Source organism: Neobacillus soli NBRC 102451 (genome assembly GCF_001591665.1).
In the GTDB taxonomy this organism is placed as follows: Bacteria; Bacillota; Bacilli; order Bacillales; family Cytobacillaceae; genus Neobacillus; species Neobacillus soli.
On the sequence record NZ_BCVI01000005.1, the window covers coordinates 183,113 to 203,941 of the forward strand.

Consider the following 20,829-nt stretch of genomic DNA (forward strand, 5'->3'; position numbering starts at 1 on the left):
AATAAATAGAACCATTTATGTTGCATTAGGAGCTGACCATATTTTGAAAATATTAGTGATTGAAGATAATAAAAGTGTTTGCTCGATGATTGAGATGTTTTTTGCAAAAGAAGGAATTGATGGTGAGTTTGTTAATGACGGCTTAGAAGGCTATAACCGCTTTAAAAGCGGGACATGGGATGCACTGATTATCGATTGGATGCTTCCGGGATTGGACGGCGTATCGATTTGCCGGAAAATAAGGCAGGAACAGTTTACTGTGCCGATTATTATGTTAACAGCAAAGGATAGTGAGTCTGACCAGGTTCTCGGACTTGAAATGGGGGCGGATGATTATGTGACGAAGCCGTTCAGTCCGCTAACATTGATGGCCAGGATTAAGGCAGTTACCCGCCGTTTTCAAACTCAGGTGCCTAATGAGCGAAAAGATTTCCTGCAGACAGAACATTTTAAGGTAAATAAAATCACAAGAGAAGTGATTGTCGACGGGACAGCGATAACAAACTTAACGCCAAAAGAGTTCGATTTACTATACTATATGGTGGAGCATCCCCGCCAAGTGTTCTCAAGGGAGCAATTACTTGAACGGGTATGGGGCTATCAGTTTTATGGTGACGAGCGGACCGTAGATGTTCACATTAAGCGCCTGCGGAAAAAAGTTGAGACAACGGCGCATCCATACTTCCACACCGTATGGGGAGTAGGTTATAAGTTTGATGACTCCTTCAAACCAGATGAAGTTTAAATATATTTACCAGCAGTTTTTTAGTCATATTAGTATCATTATTGTGGCGTTTTTATTGTTAAGTCTGTTGTTTTCCCATTATGTTGAAAATTTGATCTATGAGAACAAGGCCGAGGAACTAATCTCATACGGTGATGCCATTTTAAAAGATATGAAAGAGTCCCCGATAGCATCTGACCAGATTCTAAATCAATACAGTAATGTTTTGGCGGCAAGAAAAATGAGCTTCAGTATGTTCGACCGTGATCGCAATCTGTATTTGGTGAACAACCATGGACCAGCAATAAAGAACCTGTCTGCAAAAGAATGGGATAAAATCACACATGGAGGAAAACTCATTGTAAAAAGTGATACAAGGTTTGGACAGGAAGGGGTAACGTTTGTCGTCCTGCCCTACTTAGAGAATGGAAGATTTTTTGGAGGCTTACTGTTAACTTCTCCCATTAGCGGTTCGAGTATTATGATTCAACAAATCAATAAATTTTTACTGTTTACGATTCTCATCGCTTTTGGTGTTTCCTTTTTACAAAGCTGGTTTTTATCGCGAATTCATGTGAACAGGATTAAACGGCTCCGCGAAGCTACTTCGCTTGTATCCGCTGGGAATTACCAGGTAAATGTTCATTCTTCCAATTTCGATGAAATCGGGGAATTGGCAAACGACTTTAACCACATGGTCGATAAAATCAATGTCTCGATGGAGGAAATAGACAGTCTCGAAAATAGACGAAGGCAGTTCCTTGCTGATGTTTCCCATGAGATGCGGACACCATTAACGACGATTAGCGGCGTAGTTGAAGGTTTGAAAAATGATATGATTCCTGAAGAGGATAAGGAGCGGGGGATCAACTTAGTAAGTCAAGAGGCAAAAAGGCTAATCCGCCTTGTAAATGAAAACTTAGATTATGATAAAATCCGCTCGAATCAAATCCAGTTATTCCGGGAAGATATTCAGCTATTGGAAGTGCTCGAAATCATTCATGAACAATTATTGCTCCAGGCAGAAGAGAAAAATAATCGTATTGTTGTTGATTCCTCACCTGATGTAATGGTAAATGCGGATTACGACCGCCTTGTGCAAATTTTAATTAACATTACCAAAAATAGCATTCAATTTACCTCTAACGGGACCATCTGGCTGCGCGGGAGAACCGAGCAGAACTCGACGATTATTGAGGTGGAAGACACAGGAATTGGAATCGACCCAAAGGAGATAGAGAACATCTGGCGTCGTTTCTATAAAGCCGATATTTCCAGGACTAGTAATCCATATGGTGAATTTGGTCTAGGTCTTTCGATAGTAAAGCAATTAGTTCTCCTCCATAACGGGGACATCGAGGTTTTTAGTGAAGAAGGAAAAGGAACGAAATTCGTCATTGTGTTAAAGAACCAAGAATAGACAAGCTGCGGGCTGAGCCTGCGGCTATTTTTACGATAAATTTCTTATTATTTCCCAAAGCCTTTAAAGTTTGTTAATAATTTCTTAATAATTGTCGGTTAAAGTAAAGACATAAAGGAAAGACAAAACAAGCTCAAAAGGAGATAATTAAGATGGAAAATAAAAATGAAAATGAATTTAAAGAAGACCAATCCAATTCATCTGAGCTTACTGAAAATACAAATAGAGAAGAAGTGGCAATCGCTGAAGAAAATGCGAATGCAGTGGATGCTACGTTTACAGTGGAGACTAACGATTCCGTGAAAAATCAGGAAAATGAGAAAACAACAGAATCCGAAGCTCCAGTTGAGGTAACAATGCCTCCGGAAACCGGACAAACTAGGGAAACCAACCAGTTTGATCAAAAAAATAGTAAAAAGCGATTTGTAAAAGGCTTTACCTCCACACTTGCTGCAGGGGTGATTGGGTCAGTATTGACACTAGCTATTCTTCCACATACGGACTATATAAAAAACTTTAATCCAAATATGGAAAATCAGGTGACAAGCAACACTGCTGACACTGGGCCGGTAAAGGCTGTATCTGCCCAACCAACATTAGCATCTGCAAATTCCATTGCTGACACCGTTGAAAAAATCTCAAAAGCTATTGTAGGTGTTGTCAATTATCAGCAGCAGCAAAATAATGATGTATGGGGAAATTCTAGCTCACAGCAAAGTGTGCAAGCTGGATCTGGCTCAGGGGTTATTTTTCAAAAAAATAATGATATCGCCTACATTGTCACCAATAATCATGTGGTCGAAGGGGCATCAAAGCTGGAGATTTCCCTATTTAATGGAGAAAAAACAACGGCTGAAGTGGTCGGGACGGATGCTTTAACCGATCTGGCTGTCTTAAAAATTGATGCAAAATACGTGACTTCGACAGCGAATTTTGGGGATTCCTCGAAACTTCGTCCCGGAGACCAGGTTTATGCAATTGGGAACCCACTTGGGCTCGATCTTTCTAGGACGGTAACTCAGGGTATTGTCAGTGCAACGAACCGGAGCATTGCCATATCAACCTCAGCAGGTAATTGGGACACAAATGTCATTCAGACAGATGCGGCGATAAATCCAGGAAATAGCGGCGGTGCCTTAATTAATCCACAAGGGCAGGTAATCGGTATCAATAGCTTGAAAATTTCCGAAAGCGGTGTCGAAGGATTAGGTTTTGCGATTCCGAGCAATGATTTCATTCCAATCGTAAATCAATTAATTAAGAATGGAAAAATTGAGCGGCCGTATCTTGGTATTGGCCTGGCCGACTTAGATCAAGTTCCACAAATGTACTGGCAAAGCCTGCCTAGCAATGTGAAAAAAGGTGTTCTCGTTATGAACATTGACCCAAATTCTACTGCTGCAAAAGCTGGTTTCCAGCCAAAAGATGTGATTGTATCAATGAATGGTACTTCGATCGCTAATTCAACAGAATTAAGAAAGTATTTATATAGCAAGGTGAAGACCGGCGACGTCATCAAATTTGAGGTTTACCGTGACGGAAAGCTCATGACGTTAACAGGGAAATTAGCAGCTAATAAGGGGGAGTAATTAGAGTTGAACTAGGATTGGAATTCATTCAAAGTCCCCGAAATTCCATCTTGAACTAGCAGAAATAACTTGAAAAGCCGTGGGATGAATCAACCATTCCACGGCTTTGTATTGCCAACCTTTAGATTAATCAGAAAAAATAAACTTGCAATCACTGGAGGAAAAAATTACAATGGGAATAACTTGATTGGAAACGGAGGTGGAGAAGAGATGAAACGTTCTATTTTGGTTCGCGTGCAATGGCTTGAAGCGCTATATTTATGTCGCGCGATTTTTCATGATGTGGTTTTCCAAGGGAGGAGTCTGCCCTTTTTCAGAAACTGCATAGCGAATTTAGAACGATAACACATCTCTTTACCCGCTATAGATAGGTAGTTAGAGAGTGCGTCGCGCGCACTCTTTTTTCATGCCTATTTTTAATTGCCGCAGGTCATAACAGATGCCAGGGCATTTTTATCAGTAATGAGGGTGTTCATCGAATTTTTTAATAAAAGGAGAATGAACATGATTATTTGCAGCATAAATCATATCGCCAAATCCTTTGGCGGAAATATTATTTTTAAAGACCTGTCCTTTGAAGTACAGGAAGGAAGCCGCATCGGCTTGGTCGGGCGCAATGGCGGCGGTAAAACAACGTTACTAAAGTTACTGGCAAACCAGGAAACGTTGGATGAAGGAGTTATTCATTGGAAAAAGGGACTGAAAATTGGCTATCTCGCACAGATTCCAGATTTTAAAGAGCTAACCGTTAAGGAAGTATTAAAAACAGCGTTTGAACAGTTAACAGCGACCGAAACAAAGCTTCAGCAATTAGAGGTTGAAATGGGGCTGGAAATCGCTCATAAAAACCTAAATCGATTAATGGATCAGTATGGAAAGCTTCAGGATGATTTTATCTTAAATGGCGGCTATGAAATGGAGGCGCAGTTGGACCGGATTGCAAATGGGCTGAATATCACTGACCTGCTTGAAAAAGGATTTTCTACATTAAGCGGCGGGGAGAAAACTAAAGTCGGTCTTGGGCTCAGCTTATTACGAAATCCAGAGCTTCTTTTGCTGGATGAACCGACCAACCATTTAGACCTGAAGGCAATCGAATGGCTGGGGTCCTTCTTAACAGAGTATAAGGGGACAATTATTCTCATTTCCCATGACCGTTACTTTTTAGACGAGGTCGTCACAAAAGTATTGGAGCTGGAAGATGGAGAAATAGATTTGTACCATACGAATTTTAGCGGCTATATAAAAGAAAAAGAGGAACGTCTATTAAGAGAATTTCAGGAGTATCAAGAGCAGCAGCGGAAAATTAAGAAGATGAAGGAAGCCATTAAACGGCTGCGCGATTGGGCAAACCGGGCGACACCGCCAAGTGCCGCCCTCCATAAACGGGCAACCAATATGCAGCGGGCGCTGGACCGGATTGAAAAAGTGGATCGTCCAAAAATAGATGTCAAAAAAATGGCGATTGATTTTGAAGCGAATGACCGAAGCGGTAAAGATGTTATCGTCTTAAAGGACGTAACAAAGCGTTTTGGAAGTCGGACTCTTTTTGACCAAGTTAATATGCTCGTCCAGTATAGGGATCGGACGGCAATTGTTGGTGAAAATGGCACGGGCAAATCGACTCTTTTAAAAATGATTCTTAACGAGATGGTAGCTGATCAGGGGACCGTTAAGGTTGGCAGTAATGTGAAAGTTGGCTATTTATCCCAGCATGTATTTGGCGACATTGGCGATGAGCAACTAATCGACGTTTTCCGGTCGGAGGTGATTGTAAATGAGGGGGAGGCTAGGCATATACTGGCACGATTCTTATTTTACGGACCAGCGGTATTTCGCAAGGTAAACCAGCTTAGCGGCGGAGAGCGGATGCGGCTTCGACTGGCTCAGCTGATGTACCAAGATATCAATCTCCTTATCCTGGATGAACCAACCAATCACCTTGATATTGATTCCTGTGAAGTGTTGGAGGAAGCACTTGAACAGTTTAATGGCACGATTTTAGCTGTTAGTCATGACCGTTATTTTCTTAATAAATTGTTTCAGAAAATTTATTGGCTCCAAGGCGGGACTGTTCACTATTTCGATGGAAACTATGATTGGGCGAAGGGGAAGTTGAATGTTTTTGAGATAAAACAAGCTGAAAAGCCCGCCCTCAACAAAATAACTCCGCCCAAAGTGACTAAGGAAAACAAACTAAGAAAAGCGGATGATATTGAACAGAAAATCGAACAGCTGGAATTAGATATTAGCAATCTTAAACAAAGGCTTGAAACGGAAAGTGAACTGGAATTGCTCCAAAGAATTTATCATGAAATAGAGCTGAGGGAAAACGAAAGGGACCAGCTATACTCTCAACTGGATGAGGTGGTTTGAATCCTGCATATTTCTCCCCAAGGAATTCATCCTTGGGGAGTGTGTGTTTTATTTCTATATTACCTTTTGTGGGCAGGCAGAATTTTCGGCTCAATTTTTTTGAATTGAGGTTATCGAAGGCTTTTCGAAATATGTAGTTTTCCTTATAATTAGGAATGGTTTCTTCACTTAAGGTGGTTTATTTATGAATTTAAAATCTTCGTTCAATCAAGTTCTTTTCCTGCTGATCATGACAATATCAGGTGTGATCTGGTCAGTTGTTTTTCATCATCCACTGGTCATTGGCTTTTTTCCCGGTTATCTTGTTCTATTTTTGCTTTCATTGACGAAGAATATTTCTTTAATAAAGTCATTACAGATTAGTTTTATCGGGATACATAAAACAAGAATTGTCATCATTATTTTGTTGCTTGTCAGTTTTTTGCTTCCCTCCTGGTATTTGGCGGGGACGATTGATCAAATGGTGAAGGTAGCCCTATATTTTATTAGCCCCCGCCATTTCTTTGTTCTATCCTTCCTCGTTGCGATGATTTTTTCGATGCTCCTGGGTACCACAGTTGGCACATTGAGTGCGATTGGTGTACCGATATTAGGAACTTCGCTTTTGCTTCATCTCCCTGTGGAAGTGGTGGCTGGAGCGTTGGTCTCCGGGGCGTTTGTTGGGGATAGAACCTCGCCGTTCTCCAGTGCCCATCAACTATTGTCCCACACCGTTGAAGTACCAGTGAAAAGGCAGTGGAAAGCGATGTTTTTGACTACGATAGCCGCTGTCACGATTTGTTTTTGTTTTTATGGGATAATTGATGTTCTTATCTCTTACAAGACCGCCATAACCCCTACGCATTTTGCATGGAGTGAACTTTCATGGATAAAATTTTTTCCGCCTATTGTGCTAATCATAATTGTTGTTTGTCGGCTTAGTATTATTTATGCCTTTCTTTCTAGTACTCTCTCAGCTGCAGTAATTGCCTTGTCCGAAGGGACCTCTTTTTCAAAAATAGCTGGGGCGTTTTGGCATGGCATTGACGGTCTTGGCGGTGGATTCATCCATATGTATCAATTGCTGCTGTTTCTAGCGTTGGCGGGTGCCTATAATGGGTTGCTCGAGGAGATGAATGTCATTCAGCCCTATTTAGATAAGTGGCTGCAATCATCCCGTTCCCTAACAGGTGATACCCTGAAAACCCTAGTTGCCACGTTAATTATCAGCTTGATTGCGGCCAATCAAACCTTGCCAATCATTTTAACGGGCAGATCCTTCCTTCCGCGTTGGTCTAGTAAATATGGAAAAGAAGAGTTAGCTAGAGTGATGGGCGATACGACGATGCTATTTCCTGGGTTAGTCCCGTGGAGTGTGCTTGCAATCATGTGCAGTACCATTGTCGGTATTCCCTTACTGGAGTACCTGCCCTATGCGCTATTTTTATGGATACTCCCGTTTTTAACCGTTTTCGTTTCCCTGCTAAACCAATTCCGGAAATCAAGGGGAAAGCGCACCGCAGCCGCTTAAAAACGGAGTCTTAGATGACTCCGTTTTTTTGGTACCTATCCAACCTTATCTAATCCCTTTGAATGAAGTCTATTATTCCATCATATATGTAGTAATAAAGAACTTTGGACAAGGGATGATTTTATGTTGAAAAAAGTGGCAATTATCGGGTTCGGGAGCACGATGATTGGAATTGGTATTAACGGTTTTATTCTACCTTTTCATTTAATTAATGGCGGGATTTTTGGGATTAGCCTTTTGGTTAAATATATATGGGGTTTTAAAGCCGGGCTTACGTTTATTATCTTAAATATTCCAGTTTATATGTTTGCCTATAAATCAGATCCCATCTATTTTTTCAATGGGTTGATTGGAGCGATCATTTCTGGAGTGATGATTGAGTTGTTAATGCCATTAAATGGATCGTTTCATTTACCGATTATGAGCAGCGTGATTCTGGGTGCTGTCATTATTGGAATTGGGGTTGGCATCATGCTAAAAAATCATATCAGCCCCGGCGGAATGGACTTACTTGCTCTCTTAATCTCGAAATGGTCAAAAGTGAATGTTGGTGTGATCATGGTGGCTATTGATGCGGTCATCATTTTAACCGGGCTCATGCTCCTTCAGGATGCAAGGCTGTTATATTCGTTACTAATTGTTTCGATTGTTGGGCTGCTTGCAACAATCATTACTTCTTTTCGCAGTGTAAAAATTTATATCGAATAGATTACTTTCATATTTTCCAATAGATGATATGTTCACACAATTTTCACTCCTTTTTTAGAAAAGCTTGCTATGATAATATAAAAGGTATTTTTTTGAAATGGAGTGGCGAAGGTGAATATATTACTGGCTGAGGACGATGTTCGGCTCGGGAAGCTGGTGACTCACTTACTGCAAAAGGAATTTCATCGTGTGGACTGGGTTAAAAATGGACGAGATGCATACGACAATGCCCGCATCTATACCTATGATGTCATTATCTTGGACTGGATGCTACCAAGAGAAAACGGACTTTCGGTTTGTAAAAGACTTCGTGACAAAGGGGTTCAAAGCGGAATTTTATTTGTAACCGCTAAAGATGCCAATGAAGACATTATTTCCGGTCTGGACTCAGGCGCGGATGATTATATTGTCAAACCCTTTGAATTTAAAGAGTTATTAGCGCGTATTCGGGCGGTTAGCCGTAGAAAAGAAAAGCCCCTAGAAGAAGTCATCACGATTGGAAACTTTACCCTCCACTTAAACACCCATGAACTGATTGGAAAAGATTCCCTCATTGATCTAACAAAAAAGGAATACCAGTTCCTTGAAATATTAATGCGCAACCACAATCAAGTGATCACAAGAGAGATGTTGTTTGAAAAACTTTGGGGATTTGATACTGAAGTATCGGAAAATGCCTTGGACGCCTTAGTGAAACTTGTCCGAAAAAAGATTGATCTCCCTGGTACGCCTTCATTTATTCAAAATGTCCGTGGCATTGGGTATAAAGTGAGACATACTGATGTTTAACCAAGTGAAAGCAAAGTTAACGGTTATTTTTACATTATCATTAGTTTGTTTGCTTATTTCCTTCATTGGTGTGCTTTATTTATTGATTTCACATGAAATAAGTGTAAAAGAATTGGAGGATATCCAAGTTTATTTTGATAAGGAAAAAGCAGATTTTATTGAGGACCTTTATGAAAATGACCATCATCGTCTAGAATTTGATCCAAATCGAACAATTTTTTATTATGTGTACAATCAAAAGGGTGAATTGGTTTATGGGGAGGAAACGATTCAATCTCTCTCAGGATGGGTTGAAAAAGACGCCAATGCCAATGAAGATGAATTTATAAAGAGGGCTGAATGGGAACAATATCATCTCCTTATAGTTAAAAAACCCCTTGAGGGTAATGGGAATTTGCACGGGTTTGTCATTCTTGGTAAGAATATAACAAGTGAAAAGCACCTCATTCAAAATATTACTTGGGCTCTCTTTGCCTTAACGCTACTTTTTAGCCTTTTATTTGCCTTCCTAGGTTATTATTTCGCCGGGCAAGCAATGAAACCAATTAAAAGTGCTTTCCATAAACAAGAGAAATTTGTTTCCGATGCTTCGCATGAACTAAGGACACCGCTGAGCATTTTTTATAGTTCTATAGATTTATTGACGAGGGAGGAAAGAGAAAATCTAAGTCCATACGGGCAAGAGGTCCTTCATGATGTAAAAACAGAAGCGGGTCTCATGAGCAGTCTCATTAATAATCTCTTATTTTTGGCTAGAAGTGACAAAAACCAATTAACGTTGGATTGGAAAGAGGTGAATTTATCTGACCTCCTTACGTCCATTTATATAAGGTTCTCTAGAAAAATAACGACTTCCGTTCAATTTGAGCAAAATATCCAAACCGGGATTAGCCTTACCTGTGATGAAGTAAGAATCCAGCAGTTACTTTATATATTATTAGATAATGCCTTTCATTACACGAAGGAAGGAAAAGTCACTCTATCGTTAAAAACAGAAGAAGGTAAAAAAATGATAACCGTTGCGGATACTGGCTGCGGCATCGCTCCGAATGACCTTCCATTTATTTTCGATCGCTTTTACCGGGCGGACTTGTCTCGAGAAAAGGGTGGTTCGGGTCTAGGATTGTCCATCGCGAAAACCATTGTTACGGCACATAACGGAAAGATTTTCGCCAGAAGTAACGAGGGGAAGGGGAGTGTTTTCACCGTAATTTTTGAAAAGAAAAAATAAAACGGCAGCAGCAGCTGTCGTTTTTAACTTTTTAGATTGCGTTGTCCTGATGATTGACGCTTCATAAGGGATTCGATGATTCTAATAAACAGGAGAACGATCATAAAGGCGGTGGCGAAAAGGTAAATAAATAATGCCCACGGTTCAGATGAATCCGATCCATTCCCAAGCCCATGAATGAGCATGAACACCCAGGCAGGGATAACCACAAAGTGTATCTTTTTCCAGGCCGTCCGTCCCAATCTCCTGATAAAAAAGTCGGAGGAACCAATCACCAGGAAAAATAAGTAAAACGAAAGGGTGCCAAGCGCTGAATAGACGGGTTCATTTTTTGCAAAAAAAGGGAGGAAAAGCTCGCCTGATGAATAGGGGGCGTACTGATCCCGGCCAATTAAGATGATATGAAAGATAATCGTCAGCAATCCATACCAGCCACTTTTCTGGTGTAACGACTGGAGAAGACGGCCTTTCCTTTTTTTCATGATTGAAAATGAACTAAATAACCCTAGAAAAAGGGATAGGGTCATAAAGTAAAACGCTAAAAAACCGGAAGCACGGATCAAGGTCCAAACAGAAAAATAGTCGCTCATCGATTATTTTCCTCCATTCAGCCAACCAAGACCTTTCCCTGATCATTAACCAGAAGAAAGGAACAAGTTGGACTTAGGTTTTGTAATTGGTTTTGAAAATTCATCTCTGTCTCTATCAGACAAAGCTTTGCACCCACCTCGGCATCGAGGCAATTATCTGAAATGACGGTGGCCTGAATCATGTTGTTATTGGCGGGTAAGCCGGTTCTTCCATTTATAATATGATGTTTTTTTTCATCACCATGCATCCAGCTACGGTAGATGATATTGGAGGTGGCAATACTTCCATTTTTCAAATGGAGCTTAGCAATATCTATCTTATTTTGAAAGGGATGGGCGACGCCAATCTTCCATTCTTTGCATCCATTCGACCATACTGTTATGTCACCGCCGCCATCGACCATTCCAGCTGCTACCTCTCCAATATCCTTTAACCATCGAGCAGCTGCTTGGACTGTGTACCCTTTCCCAATCCCTCCGAGATCAATTTGTCCTTCAGCTGCCCGTGTTACGGTACTCGTGTTCTGCGCAAAGAGGAAAGGGGAGGTTTCTTTGTTGTACATAGGCGGTGCAGCCCTTTCAATGAATTGACTTTGCTCGAACGGAAAGGTGTCTTTGTAGCCATGAAACTGCATTTGTGGTAATAAATACGGTGAAAATAAGTTATGTGTTTTCCGTCTATAATCCTCAGCTCTTTGGAGAACATCAAAAAGTGGAGGGGAGATGTTAACCTTTTCTCCTACTTCCAATTGGTTTAATTGTCCCAGTTCATTGTTAGCTCGAAACCGTGACCATTCGGTTTCTACATACCGGACCCAGCCCTGCATGACTTCTTTCCAATTTGTGATTTTACAACTAGTAACAGAGAAATAAAAGGTAGTATTCATTGCGTCAAAGGATAAGGTGTCTAACATATTAAGACCTTCGAGTTTTCCTATCACTTTGTCCAACACCTTCCGAGTCGACAACCCCATTAATCAGATAATTAGACCAATCAAGCTGAACGAACTTTTTTTCCTGCTTGCTCATTGACTTGGTGATTACTGTCTCGAAGTTTTGACTACCCTGATTGGGTTGATTTGTACCAATTTGGCCAATCACAAAAGCAGTCAGCGCCGTGCCCGTTAGGCCAATCATCCACTTCGATTTATTGGATTTTGCCATCGAAATTCACGCCCCTTTTTAGATTGATTGAAATACTATTGCTTTTTTATTGCTGTCCCATAAAACGCGGTATCCAAGTGTATTTGCTGCGACTGAAACAGGAAGATAAACCGATTTTTCATAGGATGCCGCTTGAATCGGCATTGGGGTTTTTACCCTGTTTTCAAAGACGGCATTTGATCCAGCTTTAATAATTAATTCCAGATTATCTTTAGTTAAAACGGCTATTTTGCTTAGTGGAAAGACCTGGACTTGAGCCCCTAAGACTTCGGCAATCACCTCTACGGAAACAAGTAATTGCCCCTCTTGCGGAATAAAATAAACGCTTGATTCATTCTTATCCAGGATAACAGTCAGTTCCTCCGGTTCGGCAATTGGCAAAGGGTTATCTGGGTTATTCCGTGTTTCCCTTGACCAAATATTCCAATATTCCGGTGGTTTTGGGTAGGTGAGTTGATTTTGTGGTAAGTCCCAAACATCGTCATCGCTGGACTTTTGATAATACTCATGTTTTTCGTCATCATCATCGTCATGGTCGTGACCATCATCGGCGATGACACTTGTTCCAAGTGGAAATACCGTTAAGCTGATGGCAAACAACGCCATTAATTTTTTCCACTTCTTGTTCACATTTATTGCCTCCTTGACTCTTTTAACAGCAGTTTAGTCCAACACTCTGAAAAAAAACTGAAAACGGTATGGTAAAATAAAAAAATATCATTTATCTGGAGGAGTATGAAGGCCATGCAGAAACAGGAGAAAAATTATGAAACCAATCAATGATCATGTAAAGGAAAATTTAAGGGTTTTATTTGTCGGCTTTAATCCAAGCATTCGCTCTAGTGAGCTTGGGCATCATTATGCCAATCCTAATAACCGTTTTTGGAAAATTTTATTCGAAGCAGGGTTAACGCCGCGGAAATATGACGCTTCAGAAGATGGTAAACTTTTAGAATTAGGGTATGGTTTTACTAATATCGTTCAACGACCAACAAAGGCAGCAGATGAAATTACGAAGGAGGAGTATAAGGAAGGAAAAGAAATTTTAAAAAAGAAAATTAAACAGTTGAAACCGCAAGTAGTCTGTTTTGTGGGGAAAGGCGTTTATCAGCAATATAGTGGCATTAAGACCAGTCCTTGGGGCAGGCAAACCGAAGCAGTGGTACCAGGGGTTGTTGATTTTGTTGCGCCATCTTCAAGCGGGCTGGTTAGAATGAAACTGGAGGAAATTGTGGGAATTTATAAAGGGCTTGCATTATTAGTATCCGAATAAAAAACATCGACGGGTAGGTTAGAACCGTCGATGTTTTTAAGACTCAAATTTTTTCTGATAATGGGACAATGCCAATAACGGAAAGATATAACGGTAACTGTGATATTGGATATAGAAAGCGCCTGCCATTCCTTGTCCTTTTGGGTAGTCGGTGGTCCAATCGTCTTTTTCAAGTGAACCTAATAAAAAGGTAATCCCTTTCCGAATCTCAGGCGTAGGTTTTTCAGTTGCGGTAATCAAGGCATCAAGTGCCCAAGCCGTATGTGTCAATGTACTTGACTGCAATGGGACATACGTTTTCTTACTATCACTGTGGCAAGATTCGCCCCAGCCGCCATCCTTGTTTTGAATGGCGCGCAGCCAGTTAACTGCTTTTTGAATCGACGGATGGCTTGATGGAACTCCAACTGCCAATAAGCCTGGAATGGCTGCCCACGTTCCGTAAAGATAACAAATCCCCCATCTGCCGTACCAAGAGCCATCCTTTTCTTGATGTTTCAACAGCCAATTAACCGCTTTTTTGATGGCAGAATGGTCCCTTGATAAATTGGTATAATTACCGAAAAATTCAAGCGTTCTTCCGGTCAGATCGGCGCAAGAAGGGTCGGCAAGAAAAAATTCTCCTTTTTCGATAGGGAGGAACTGCAATAGTTTTGAATTGACGTTTTTTTCAAAAGCCGCCCAGCCGCCATCATCATTTTGCATGGACATTAGCCAGGTCAAGGCACGTTCCCAAGCCTGCAGCTCGGCCGGGACCATTCTCGAAATGGAACGTAAGACAGCGGTCGTATCATCTACATCAGGCAAAATTGTATTCACATCGGAAAAACCCCAGCCGCCCGGCATCGTTTTCGGATTATGAATCACCCAATCTCCGAATTTATGGTGCTGCCGCTCCAGCAGGTATTGATTGGCCTTACTGACCGTAGAGTCTTCAGCATGAAGCCCTGCCGATTGCAAACTAAAGCCAATCAATGAGGTGTTCCACAGGTTGGCGGTTGTATATTGCATATGGGGCAAGCCATTTATCTCGGACTTCATCGATTTAATTCCGGCTACAGCATTTGTAATGAGGGGATCCGTTTTTTTATAACCAAGCGATAAAAGGGCAAATATCATTAAAAAGGTACAGCTGTAATAACTACAAAAGGTACCGTCCGGCTCAATCCGGCCAAGCATATACTTTTTGGCGCGTTCGATGGCCAATTGATGGAGCTGATCGGGTAAACCAAGTAAATTTTTAACACCATCCTCAATAAAAGCATGCAAGGAACGATATTCATTAGAGCGGATCCAGTGGTTATCTTCATCCCGATGTAAATGTAAATGAGATAGATCAGGACTTTTCTGAGTCTTAATCGTAAATTTCTTATCTGCCAAAATCATCATCGGGGCAAGGTTGGCCCTGCCGAAAACAGAAAACGAATAAAAGTTAATCGGGAAGGTATGAGGTAAGAGCATCAATTCGACGGGCAGCGGAGAAAATGGCGGCCACTTATGTTGCCCTGTTAAAGAGAGCATGACCTTCGTAAACATACTAATTTCCTCTAAGCCGCCATTGGCTAAAATAAACTTTTTGGCTGTCCTGAGCCGTTTATCTTCTTTCTGAAGGTAACCCGAATAAAGCAGCGCATAATAGGCTTCAACAGTAGCAGACAGGTTCCCGTCTCCTTCATCATAAAAAAGTTTCCAGGCTCCATTTTTCTCTTGTCTACTTAAAATCCTTTTTACAAGCCCCTGGATTAATTCCTCATCATTTAATTCCAATGTCCGTAATAAAATAATCATATAGGCATCTGTTGAAATGCCAGTGTCAAATGGGTAAGCCCATGATCCATCGGGAGATTGGTCTTTTCGAAGCTTATCAACAATCCAATCAATGCCTGCATTTGAATCAATCATAGTAACGGTTCATTCCTCTCCACTAAAAATATTCTCTTTTATACATATTCCCATAGAGGCAGTAGAATTCGTACGGGAGGTCCTGAGCCATGTTTTTTACGAGAAACCGAGAGAAAACGCCGCTCGAAAGTATAACGGAAGAATTAAAGAAGAAAAGTAAATTTCCAACAGTGGTCCCCAAACCTTCAAAGATTGAAAGAATGCTAGTAGGACAAATTACCAGCAAAACGCGGGAACATAATCTTAATAATGTAACAAGAACAAAGGCCTATCTTGAATTTTACCTGCGTCATCCTGAAGTTCAGTGGGCGTTTCTAGGCCATATGGTCTCCCGTAATGGCGGCTGGAACATGACCGATCTAAAGGGTGAATTTCTAACCCGGTTGGTACCGAAAAAAGAAAGGAATTTATTTTTTTCCTTTTTAGAGCGTGGGAACTGGTTGATTTTTCAAGACGTTTACCCACAATTTTTAATTTATGAAGAAAGCCTGAAACAACAGAAGCCGTTATTTCACTTATTTTCTGATTTAAACATCTCAACCTTCATGGAAACAATTTGGAACCATTTTTGGAGAAATCAAGATATCTATATTCTTACCATTGCCATGGTTATCAATGAGCAATGGTATCTGGAAAAGAGAGTGATTCAAAATCCGCTTTATCAAAAAGAAGTACTGTACAAATTTGAATTTATCCTTCAAGACTGGCTATCTTTTAACCATATTCTCTTTCCCTTTGGATCAAGAAATCTGGTAGGGCAGACACTCCACCAGTTTGAATCGCTGAAGGAACGAATTTTACTCGGGAAAAGGTTATATACCGTTCTTTTTAAAAATAAGGAGGTTTTTAATGAGTCGGTTAAGTGGGCGAAAAGCCATCCGCATACTGGATCAAGAAAAGATTATTGGCCGCATCTATTTAATAATGTAAATGAAGGAATACCGGGCTTTGCGTATCAGCTTCGTTTAAAATCCTGCCAGCTTAGGGAAGGGGCAAGGAAAATTTATAGTCCTACCTTAGAAAATGCCTGGAAAAATGTCAGCCAGAAAGAAGCCGAAAAAGGGGACTGGTTTGAAGACTGGCGGGTGGTTGAGTATTTAACGGATGATGATGAAAACATTGACGGGGAGATTAAAAATGAATACTGTAAAACACTTGAACGGCTCGAGCTTGCAGCCCTTGCCAAAAAAGCGATTACCTTTTAGGAATAAAAATTATCTTGCAAGTATCCTGCTCGCCTCCTTGCTTGGGACGTATTTAGACCTTTATTTTGTCGGGAAACAGCTCTACCAGTTTCCAATGAGGCCGCTGCCCGAGCTTTTCTCGATTAATATCACGTTCACATTACTGGGGCTACCCATCCTTGTGATGATTTTTCTGAGCTTTATTTCGAGGGTGAATATATGGGGGGAAATGGGTGTCATCCTGTTTGTTAGTTTATTAATGCCTATTTTTGAAAAATTTGCTGAACAACTTGGCTGGTTTGCCCATTCCGATGGGTGGCAACATTTTTATACCTTTTTTGGTTATTTATTATTCCTGACGATTATTTATCTGTTTAATAAGTGGCTGGAAAAAAGGACAATTTAACACAAAAAGCCGAGACAAGCGTCTCGGCTTCCTTGATGCCATCGTTGTGACATCAGCCCCTTCCGTCCGTACAGTGGTTAAGTGTCCCGCAACAAGCGAATGTTCGGAAGGGGTAGCTTTATTATACCACAACAGTAGTGGAAATATAATGGAAACTTGTAATTTAGGTTCCCAAACTTTCTTTTCCTTTTGAAAAAGTGTATGATAATAATGATTTTTACATAAAGGAGTGTTTTGAAATGGCTAAAAAAGGATACATATTAATGGAAAATGGCAACAAGATTGAGTTTGATTTGTTCCCGAACGAAGCACCAGGAACCGTAGAAAATTTTGAAACATTAGCTAAAAAGGGCTACTACGATGGATTAACCTTTCATCGTGTAATCCCAGGTTTTGTTAGTCAGGGAGGCTGCCCGACTGGCACTGGAACTGGTGGGCCTGGCTACACAATCAACTGTGAAACTGAAGGAAATCCACACAAGCATGTTCCAGGCTCATTATCAATGGCCCATGCAGGAAAAAACACGGGCGGAAGCCAATTCTTCATCGTCCATGAATCACAGCCGCACCTAAACGGTGTGCATACTGTTTTTGGTCAGGTAACTTCTGGTCTAGAAGCCGCAAAAGCAATGAGAAATGGTGACAAAATGCAAGAAGTTAAGGTGTTCGATGAGGAATAAGTAAGGCAGGGGGGCTAATTTTTAGCTCTCTTTTTTTATTTTAGAATGTTTATTAATTCATAGGGGAAAATAACCTCAAAAGTTCACTTTTGGGGGTCAATATGAAAAAGTTTGCTAAATTAATTATCCCATTTTTATTTTTTTCGTTTCATGGTTCTGCTTCAGCTGAAAATAGTCATACCAAGGAACTAATGGCAGCCATTATCATCGATGATTTTGGCGGTGGAACGGGTGGCGTACGGGATTTTCTAGATGGAGATATTCCGATTACTGCAGCTGTCATGCCATTTACAGAAAACTCAAAAGAACATGCCGAGTGGGCCCATAAAAACGGTTTTGAAGTGATGCTTCACCTGCCGATGGAGCCAAAGCGTGGAAAAAGGTCATGGCTCGGACCAAAGCCAATTACGGTTGATCTTTCCCCTAAAGAAGTGAGGCAACGGGTAGAGGAAGCAATAAAAAGCGTTCCTTACGCGATTGGTTTGAATAACCATATGGGTTCACTTGCTGTTGAAGATGAAGAAATTGTCCGAGTTATCGTTGAGGTCGCTAAGGAAAGAAACCTATTTATCATTGATAGCGGCACAAGTCCAGGAACAAAATTTCCGGAAATCGCAAAGGAACTGGGTGTACCTCTTTTAAAAAGAGATGTATTTCTTGATGACATTTCATCCTCTTCCTATGTTCGAAAACAAATGGCTCGACTGGCAAGAGTAACAGAATTTAATGGCAAAGGAATTGCAATTGGTCATGTAGGCGTGACGGGTAAGGTATGTTCTGTTGGAGTTTTTGAATCAATGGCGGAGTTTAAGGAACGGAATATAAAAATTGTTCCTGTTTCAAAGCTATTTTCAGGAAAGTTGACTAAAAAGAATTTTGTTCCTTTTTAAAGGCAACCATGTGTTGCCTTTTTTTGTTGAATACCAGGAAATCATAAAATAATTTATGTGTGGATAACAATGAAATAACCGAATTTCATCAAACGAATTACTTTTCCTAATTGTCCCTAGCTGTTAAAATGTCAGCTATAATATAAAAAAATAATCGATTAGATAAAAATAAATGCCATCATTAATGGAGAGGAAACTGTAATATGAAACTAATATCATGGAATGTAAATGGCCTAAGGGCGTGTGTCAAAAAAGGGTTTTTGGATTATTTTCAGGAAGTGGACGCAGATATCTTCTGTGTGCAGGAGACGAAATTACAAGAAGGGCAAATTAGTCTAGAGTTGGATGGCTATCACCAATATTGGAACTATGCCATAAAGAAAGGGTATTCCGGCACTGCGGTTTTCACGAAGAAAGAACCGCTTTCTGTCAGATATGGGCTAGGAACGGATGATTCTCAAGATGAGGGAAGAATCCTTACCCTGGAGTTTGATGACTTTTTCTTGGTCAATGTCTATACCCCAAACTCACAGCGTGATTTAGCGAGAATTGGCTATCGCCTTGAATGGGAGGATCAAATTCTTGACCACTTGAAAGGACTGGATAAAGTAAAGCCAATTATCCTTTGCGGGGATTTGAATGTCGCCCATCAAGAAATGGATTTGCGAAATCCCAAATCCAATCTTGGCAACTCTGGATTTACAGAAGAAGAACGGGGGAAAATGACTTCATTGCTTGCCGCAGGATTTGTGGACAGCTATCGTCATTTTTATCCGAATCAGGTAGGTTCTTATACCTGGTGGTCGTATATGGCCAAGGTTCGCGAAAGGAATATTGGCTGGCGGATTGATTATTTTATCGTTTCTGAACGGTTACGTGAACGGTTAATCAATGCGGATATTCATTGCAATGTGATGGGCAGTGATCATTGCCCAATCCTCCTTGAAATTCAATAATTTGTTACGATAACTTTTTCTTATGGCTTATTATAAAATACTCGTCATTTTCTTTATGGAGTTTCTATTTTAAAGTTAATTCATGAAGAAATTCGGGGGGGATGAATCATGGATTTGAAAAAAGATGTACAACAGCAATTTGGGAAAAGTGCAGATTCGTATGTTAGTAGCGCCATTCATAAAGATGGGAAGGACCTGCAAAAAATGCTGCAATTGGCGGCGATTACTGGCGGGGAAAAGCTGCTCGACATTGCTACTGGCGGCGGACATACCACGAACGCGTTTGCTCCTTTTGTGAAAAATGTGACCGCCGTGGATTTGACAGCTGAAATGTTACTGGCAGCGGAAAAATTCATCCATGGGAATGGACATCAAAATGTTAACTTTATTCAGGGGGATGCTGAAAATCTTCCTTTTACCAATGAGGCATTTGAACTTGCGACATGCAGGATTGCCCCGCACCACTTCCCGGATGTGCGCCGGTTTATTGAAGAGGTATATCGGGTGCTGAAACCAAATGGACAATTTTTACTTGATGATAACGTCGTTCCAGAAGAGGATGATTTCGATCAATTTTACAATACAATCGAAAAATGGCGGGATTACAGTCATTTTCGGGCCTGGAAGAAGAGTGAATGGCTCCGTATGCTTGAAGCCGCGGGCTTTGAAATTCATGAATGGCATCGATTTGATAAAACCTTCCGTTTCGTGTCTTGGTGCAATCGCATGAATTTACCTCAAAGTGAAAAAAACAAATTAGTTCAATACATCTTGGATGCATCTCAAAAAGTTAAAGATAAGTTTAGGGTTGTTATTGAGGGAAATCAAATTATTTCCTTTCAAGGAGAAGCTGTCGTTTTGAGGGCCGTGAAAAAGTAAAAAAAACCCTTTGCAAGAAGAGAAAAATCTCTTATTGCAAAGGGTTTTTTTAAAGAAAATTAGATGCCGTTAAGTGCGGTTCCCATTTCATCGAATTCAGGTGATTTCTCATTTTGGTTCGAATTCTCTAGTTGGTCTTGGTCAACCGGATTAACTAATCCTTTGTCCTCTTCTTTTTTCTCATGGTAAAAACTCACGATAGGACCATCTCCTTAAATAACGATTTACTTAAGTATTTTTTCCCACAAGAAAATTTCTAAACCTCTTTTTTATGACTAGAAAAAAACTTGTGACATAAAAGAAGTATAGTATAGAGGCTTTGCTATTTTAAGAGGATAAAGAGAAGGGAGTGTTTTTATTATCGTTAATAAGTAGAAAAAGTAATGTTTGACGAATCTGGTTTAAGATAGTATAATAATCCTTGTCGCTGAAACGAAAGACCTATTAATTAAGCATTGATTGAAAGACATTTCGAATGAGGTTGACACAGAATATTCATTATGTTAATATAATGAATGTCGCTGGTCGATAGATTGGTAGATTGAACTGAATTTGTTC

At 40.4% G+C, this 20,829-nt stretch carries 22 protein-coding genes; 16 read left to right on the forward strand and 6 right to left on the reverse strand.

Annotated features, from left to right (window positions below):
• Window positions 1-43 precede the first annotated feature (43 nt).
• The 9 genes from BSO02S_RS02460 (at window position 44) to BSO02S_RS02500 (ending at window position 10,347) form a co-directional block, all read left to right on the forward strand.
• Entirely contained in the window at window positions 44-745 is a 702-nt protein-coding gene (locus BSO02S_RS02460; RefSeq protein ID WP_066061883.1) for a response regulator transcription factor, read from the forward strand.
• Complete coding sequence (locus tag BSO02S_RS02465; protein WP_066061886.1) at window positions 735-2,144, forward strand: ATP-binding protein; 1,410 nt, start codon at window positions 735-737, stop codon at window positions 2,142-2,144. Before BSO02S_RS02460 ends, BSO02S_RS02465 begins: the two co-directional genes overlap by 11 nt.
• Window positions 2,145-2,296: 152 nt before the next feature.
• A complete protein-coding gene (locus BSO02S_RS02470; protein WP_084374857.1) occupies window positions 2,297-3,733 on the forward strand; it encodes a S1C family serine protease in 1,437 nt (478 codons plus the stop codon).
• A 69-nt stretch (window positions 3,734-3,802) separates the two neighbouring features.
• Window positions 3,803-4,078, forward strand: a complete 276-nt coding sequence (locus tag BSO02S_RS28590; protein WP_066061889.1) for an RAxF-45 family protein — start codon at window positions 3,803-3,805, stop codon at window positions 4,076-4,078.
• A gap of 159 nt (window positions 4,079-4,237) precedes the next feature.
• The gene (abc-f, locus tag BSO02S_RS02480) at window positions 4,238-6,109 is read left to right on the forward strand and encodes a ribosomal protection-like ABC-F family protein (protein ID WP_066061892.1); all 1,872 of its coding nucleotides are present in this window, start codon (window positions 4,238-4,240) and stop codon (window positions 6,107-6,109) included.
• A gap of 184 nt (window positions 6,110-6,293) precedes the next feature.
• Window positions 6,294-7,619 carry a Na+/H+ antiporter NhaC family protein gene (locus BSO02S_RS02485; RefSeq protein ID WP_084374858.1) on the forward strand — a complete coding sequence of 442 codons (1,326 nt, stop codon included), beginning with the start codon at window positions 6,294-6,296 and terminating at the stop codon, window positions 7,617-7,619.
• Window positions 7,620-7,742: 123 nt separating this feature from the next.
• A complete protein-coding gene (locus BSO02S_RS02490; RefSeq protein WP_066061895.1) occupies window positions 7,743-8,327 on the forward strand; it encodes a YitT family protein in 585 nt (194 codons plus the stop codon).
• Between the two features lie 111 nt (window positions 8,328-8,438).
• The gene (locus tag BSO02S_RS02495; RefSeq protein ID WP_066061900.1) at window positions 8,439-9,116 is read left to right on the forward strand and encodes a response regulator transcription factor; all 678 of its coding nucleotides are present in this window, start codon (window positions 8,439-8,441) and stop codon (window positions 9,114-9,116) included.
• Complete coding sequence (locus BSO02S_RS02500) at window positions 9,109-10,347, forward strand: sensor histidine kinase (protein ID WP_066061903.1); 1,239 nt, start codon at window positions 9,109-9,111, stop codon at window positions 10,345-10,347. The genes BSO02S_RS02495 and BSO02S_RS02500 overlap by 8 nt, the downstream gene beginning before the upstream one ends.
• A 23-nt stretch (window positions 10,348-10,370) precedes the next feature.
• On the opposite strand, the gene BSO02S_RS02505 is transcribed toward BSO02S_RS02500, so the two are convergent.
• Genes BSO02S_RS02505 through BSO02S_RS02520 form a run of 4 tightly spaced genes read right to left on the reverse strand, consistent with a single transcriptional unit; the run spans window position 10,371 to window position 12,731 of the window.
• Window positions 10,371-10,937, reverse strand: coding sequence for a ferric reductase-like transmembrane domain-containing protein (locus BSO02S_RS02505; protein WP_066061906.1), 567 nt, complete (start codon window positions 10,935-10,937; stop codon window positions 10,371-10,373).
• Between the two features lie 17 nt (window positions 10,938-10,954).
• Window positions 10,955-11,878 (reverse strand): FAD:protein FMN transferase, encoded by a 924-nt coding sequence (locus tag BSO02S_RS02510; RefSeq protein WP_066061908.1) that lies wholly within the window; start codon window positions 11,876-11,878, stop codon window positions 10,955-10,957.
• Window positions 11,853-12,101, reverse strand: a complete 249-nt coding sequence (locus tag BSO02S_RS26790; RefSeq protein WP_066061911.1) for a hypothetical protein — start codon at window positions 12,099-12,101, stop codon at window positions 11,853-11,855. Before BSO02S_RS26790 ends, BSO02S_RS02510 begins: the two co-directional genes overlap by 26 nt.
• Window positions 12,102-12,119: 18 nt before the next feature.
• Complete coding sequence (locus BSO02S_RS02520; protein ID WP_066061914.1) at window positions 12,120-12,731, reverse strand: copper amine oxidase N-terminal domain-containing protein; 612 nt, start codon at window positions 12,729-12,731, stop codon at window positions 12,120-12,122.
• A gap of 136 nt (window positions 12,732-12,867) precedes the next feature.
• Here BSO02S_RS02520 and BSO02S_RS02525 point away from each other — a divergent pair, with 136 nt between their 5' ends.
• Window positions 12,868-13,374, forward strand: coding sequence for a mismatch-specific DNA-glycosylase (locus BSO02S_RS02525; protein ID WP_066061918.1), 507 nt, complete (start codon window positions 12,868-12,870; stop codon window positions 13,372-13,374).
• Window positions 13,375-13,410: 36 nt separating this feature from the next.
• Here the strand turns inward: BSO02S_RS02525 and shc are convergent, their stop codons facing one another.
• Complete coding sequence (shc, locus tag BSO02S_RS02530) at window positions 13,411-15,276, reverse strand: squalene--hopene cyclase (RefSeq protein WP_066061921.1); 1,866 nt, start codon at window positions 15,274-15,276, stop codon at window positions 13,411-13,413.
• A gap of 89 nt (window positions 15,277-15,365) precedes the next feature.
• Here shc and BSO02S_RS02535 point away from each other — a divergent pair, with 89 nt between their 5' ends.
• The 6 genes from BSO02S_RS02535 to BSO02S_RS02560 all read left to right on the forward strand — a co-directional run bounded on the left by BSO02S_RS02535 (window position 15,366) and on the right by BSO02S_RS02560 (window position 20,271).
• Window positions 15,366-16,481 (forward strand): DUF2515 domain-containing protein, encoded by a 1,116-nt coding sequence (locus BSO02S_RS02535; RefSeq protein WP_066061924.1) that lies wholly within the window; start codon window positions 15,366-15,368, stop codon window positions 16,479-16,481.
• Window positions 16,414-16,866 carry a CBO0543 family protein gene (locus tag BSO02S_RS02540; protein ID WP_096190863.1) on the forward strand — a complete coding sequence of 151 codons (453 nt, stop codon included), beginning with the start codon at window positions 16,414-16,416 and terminating at the stop codon, window positions 16,864-16,866. Before BSO02S_RS02535 ends, BSO02S_RS02540 begins: the two co-directional genes overlap by 68 nt.
• Before the next feature lie 239 nt (window positions 16,867-17,105).
• The gene (locus tag BSO02S_RS02545) at window positions 17,106-17,546 is read left to right on the forward strand and encodes a peptidylprolyl isomerase (protein ID WP_066061930.1); all 441 of its coding nucleotides are present in this window, start codon (window positions 17,106-17,108) and stop codon (window positions 17,544-17,546) included.
• Window positions 17,547-17,647: 101 nt separating this feature from the next.
• Window positions 17,648-18,436 carry a divergent polysaccharide deacetylase family protein gene (locus BSO02S_RS02550; RefSeq protein WP_066061932.1) on the forward strand — a complete coding sequence of 263 codons (789 nt, stop codon included), beginning with the start codon at window positions 17,648-17,650 and terminating at the stop codon, window positions 18,434-18,436.
• A gap of 203 nt (window positions 18,437-18,639) precedes the next feature.
• The gene (locus tag BSO02S_RS02555; RefSeq protein ID WP_066061935.1) at window positions 18,640-19,392 is read left to right on the forward strand and encodes an exodeoxyribonuclease III; all 753 of its coding nucleotides are present in this window, start codon (window positions 18,640-18,642) and stop codon (window positions 19,390-19,392) included.
• A 108-nt stretch (window positions 19,393-19,500) separates the two neighbouring features.
• Window positions 19,501-20,271 carry a class I SAM-dependent methyltransferase gene (locus BSO02S_RS02560; RefSeq protein ID WP_066061938.1) on the forward strand — a complete coding sequence of 257 codons (771 nt, stop codon included), beginning with the start codon at window positions 19,501-19,503 and terminating at the stop codon, window positions 20,269-20,271.
• A 59-nt stretch (window positions 20,272-20,330) separates the two neighbouring features.
• On the opposite strand, the gene BSO02S_RS26795 is transcribed toward BSO02S_RS02560, so the two are convergent.
• Window positions 20,331-20,468, reverse strand: coding sequence for a hypothetical protein (locus BSO02S_RS26795; RefSeq protein WP_157081363.1), 138 nt, complete (start codon window positions 20,466-20,468; stop codon window positions 20,331-20,333).
• Between the last annotated feature and the right edge of the window lie 361 nt (window positions 20,469-20,829).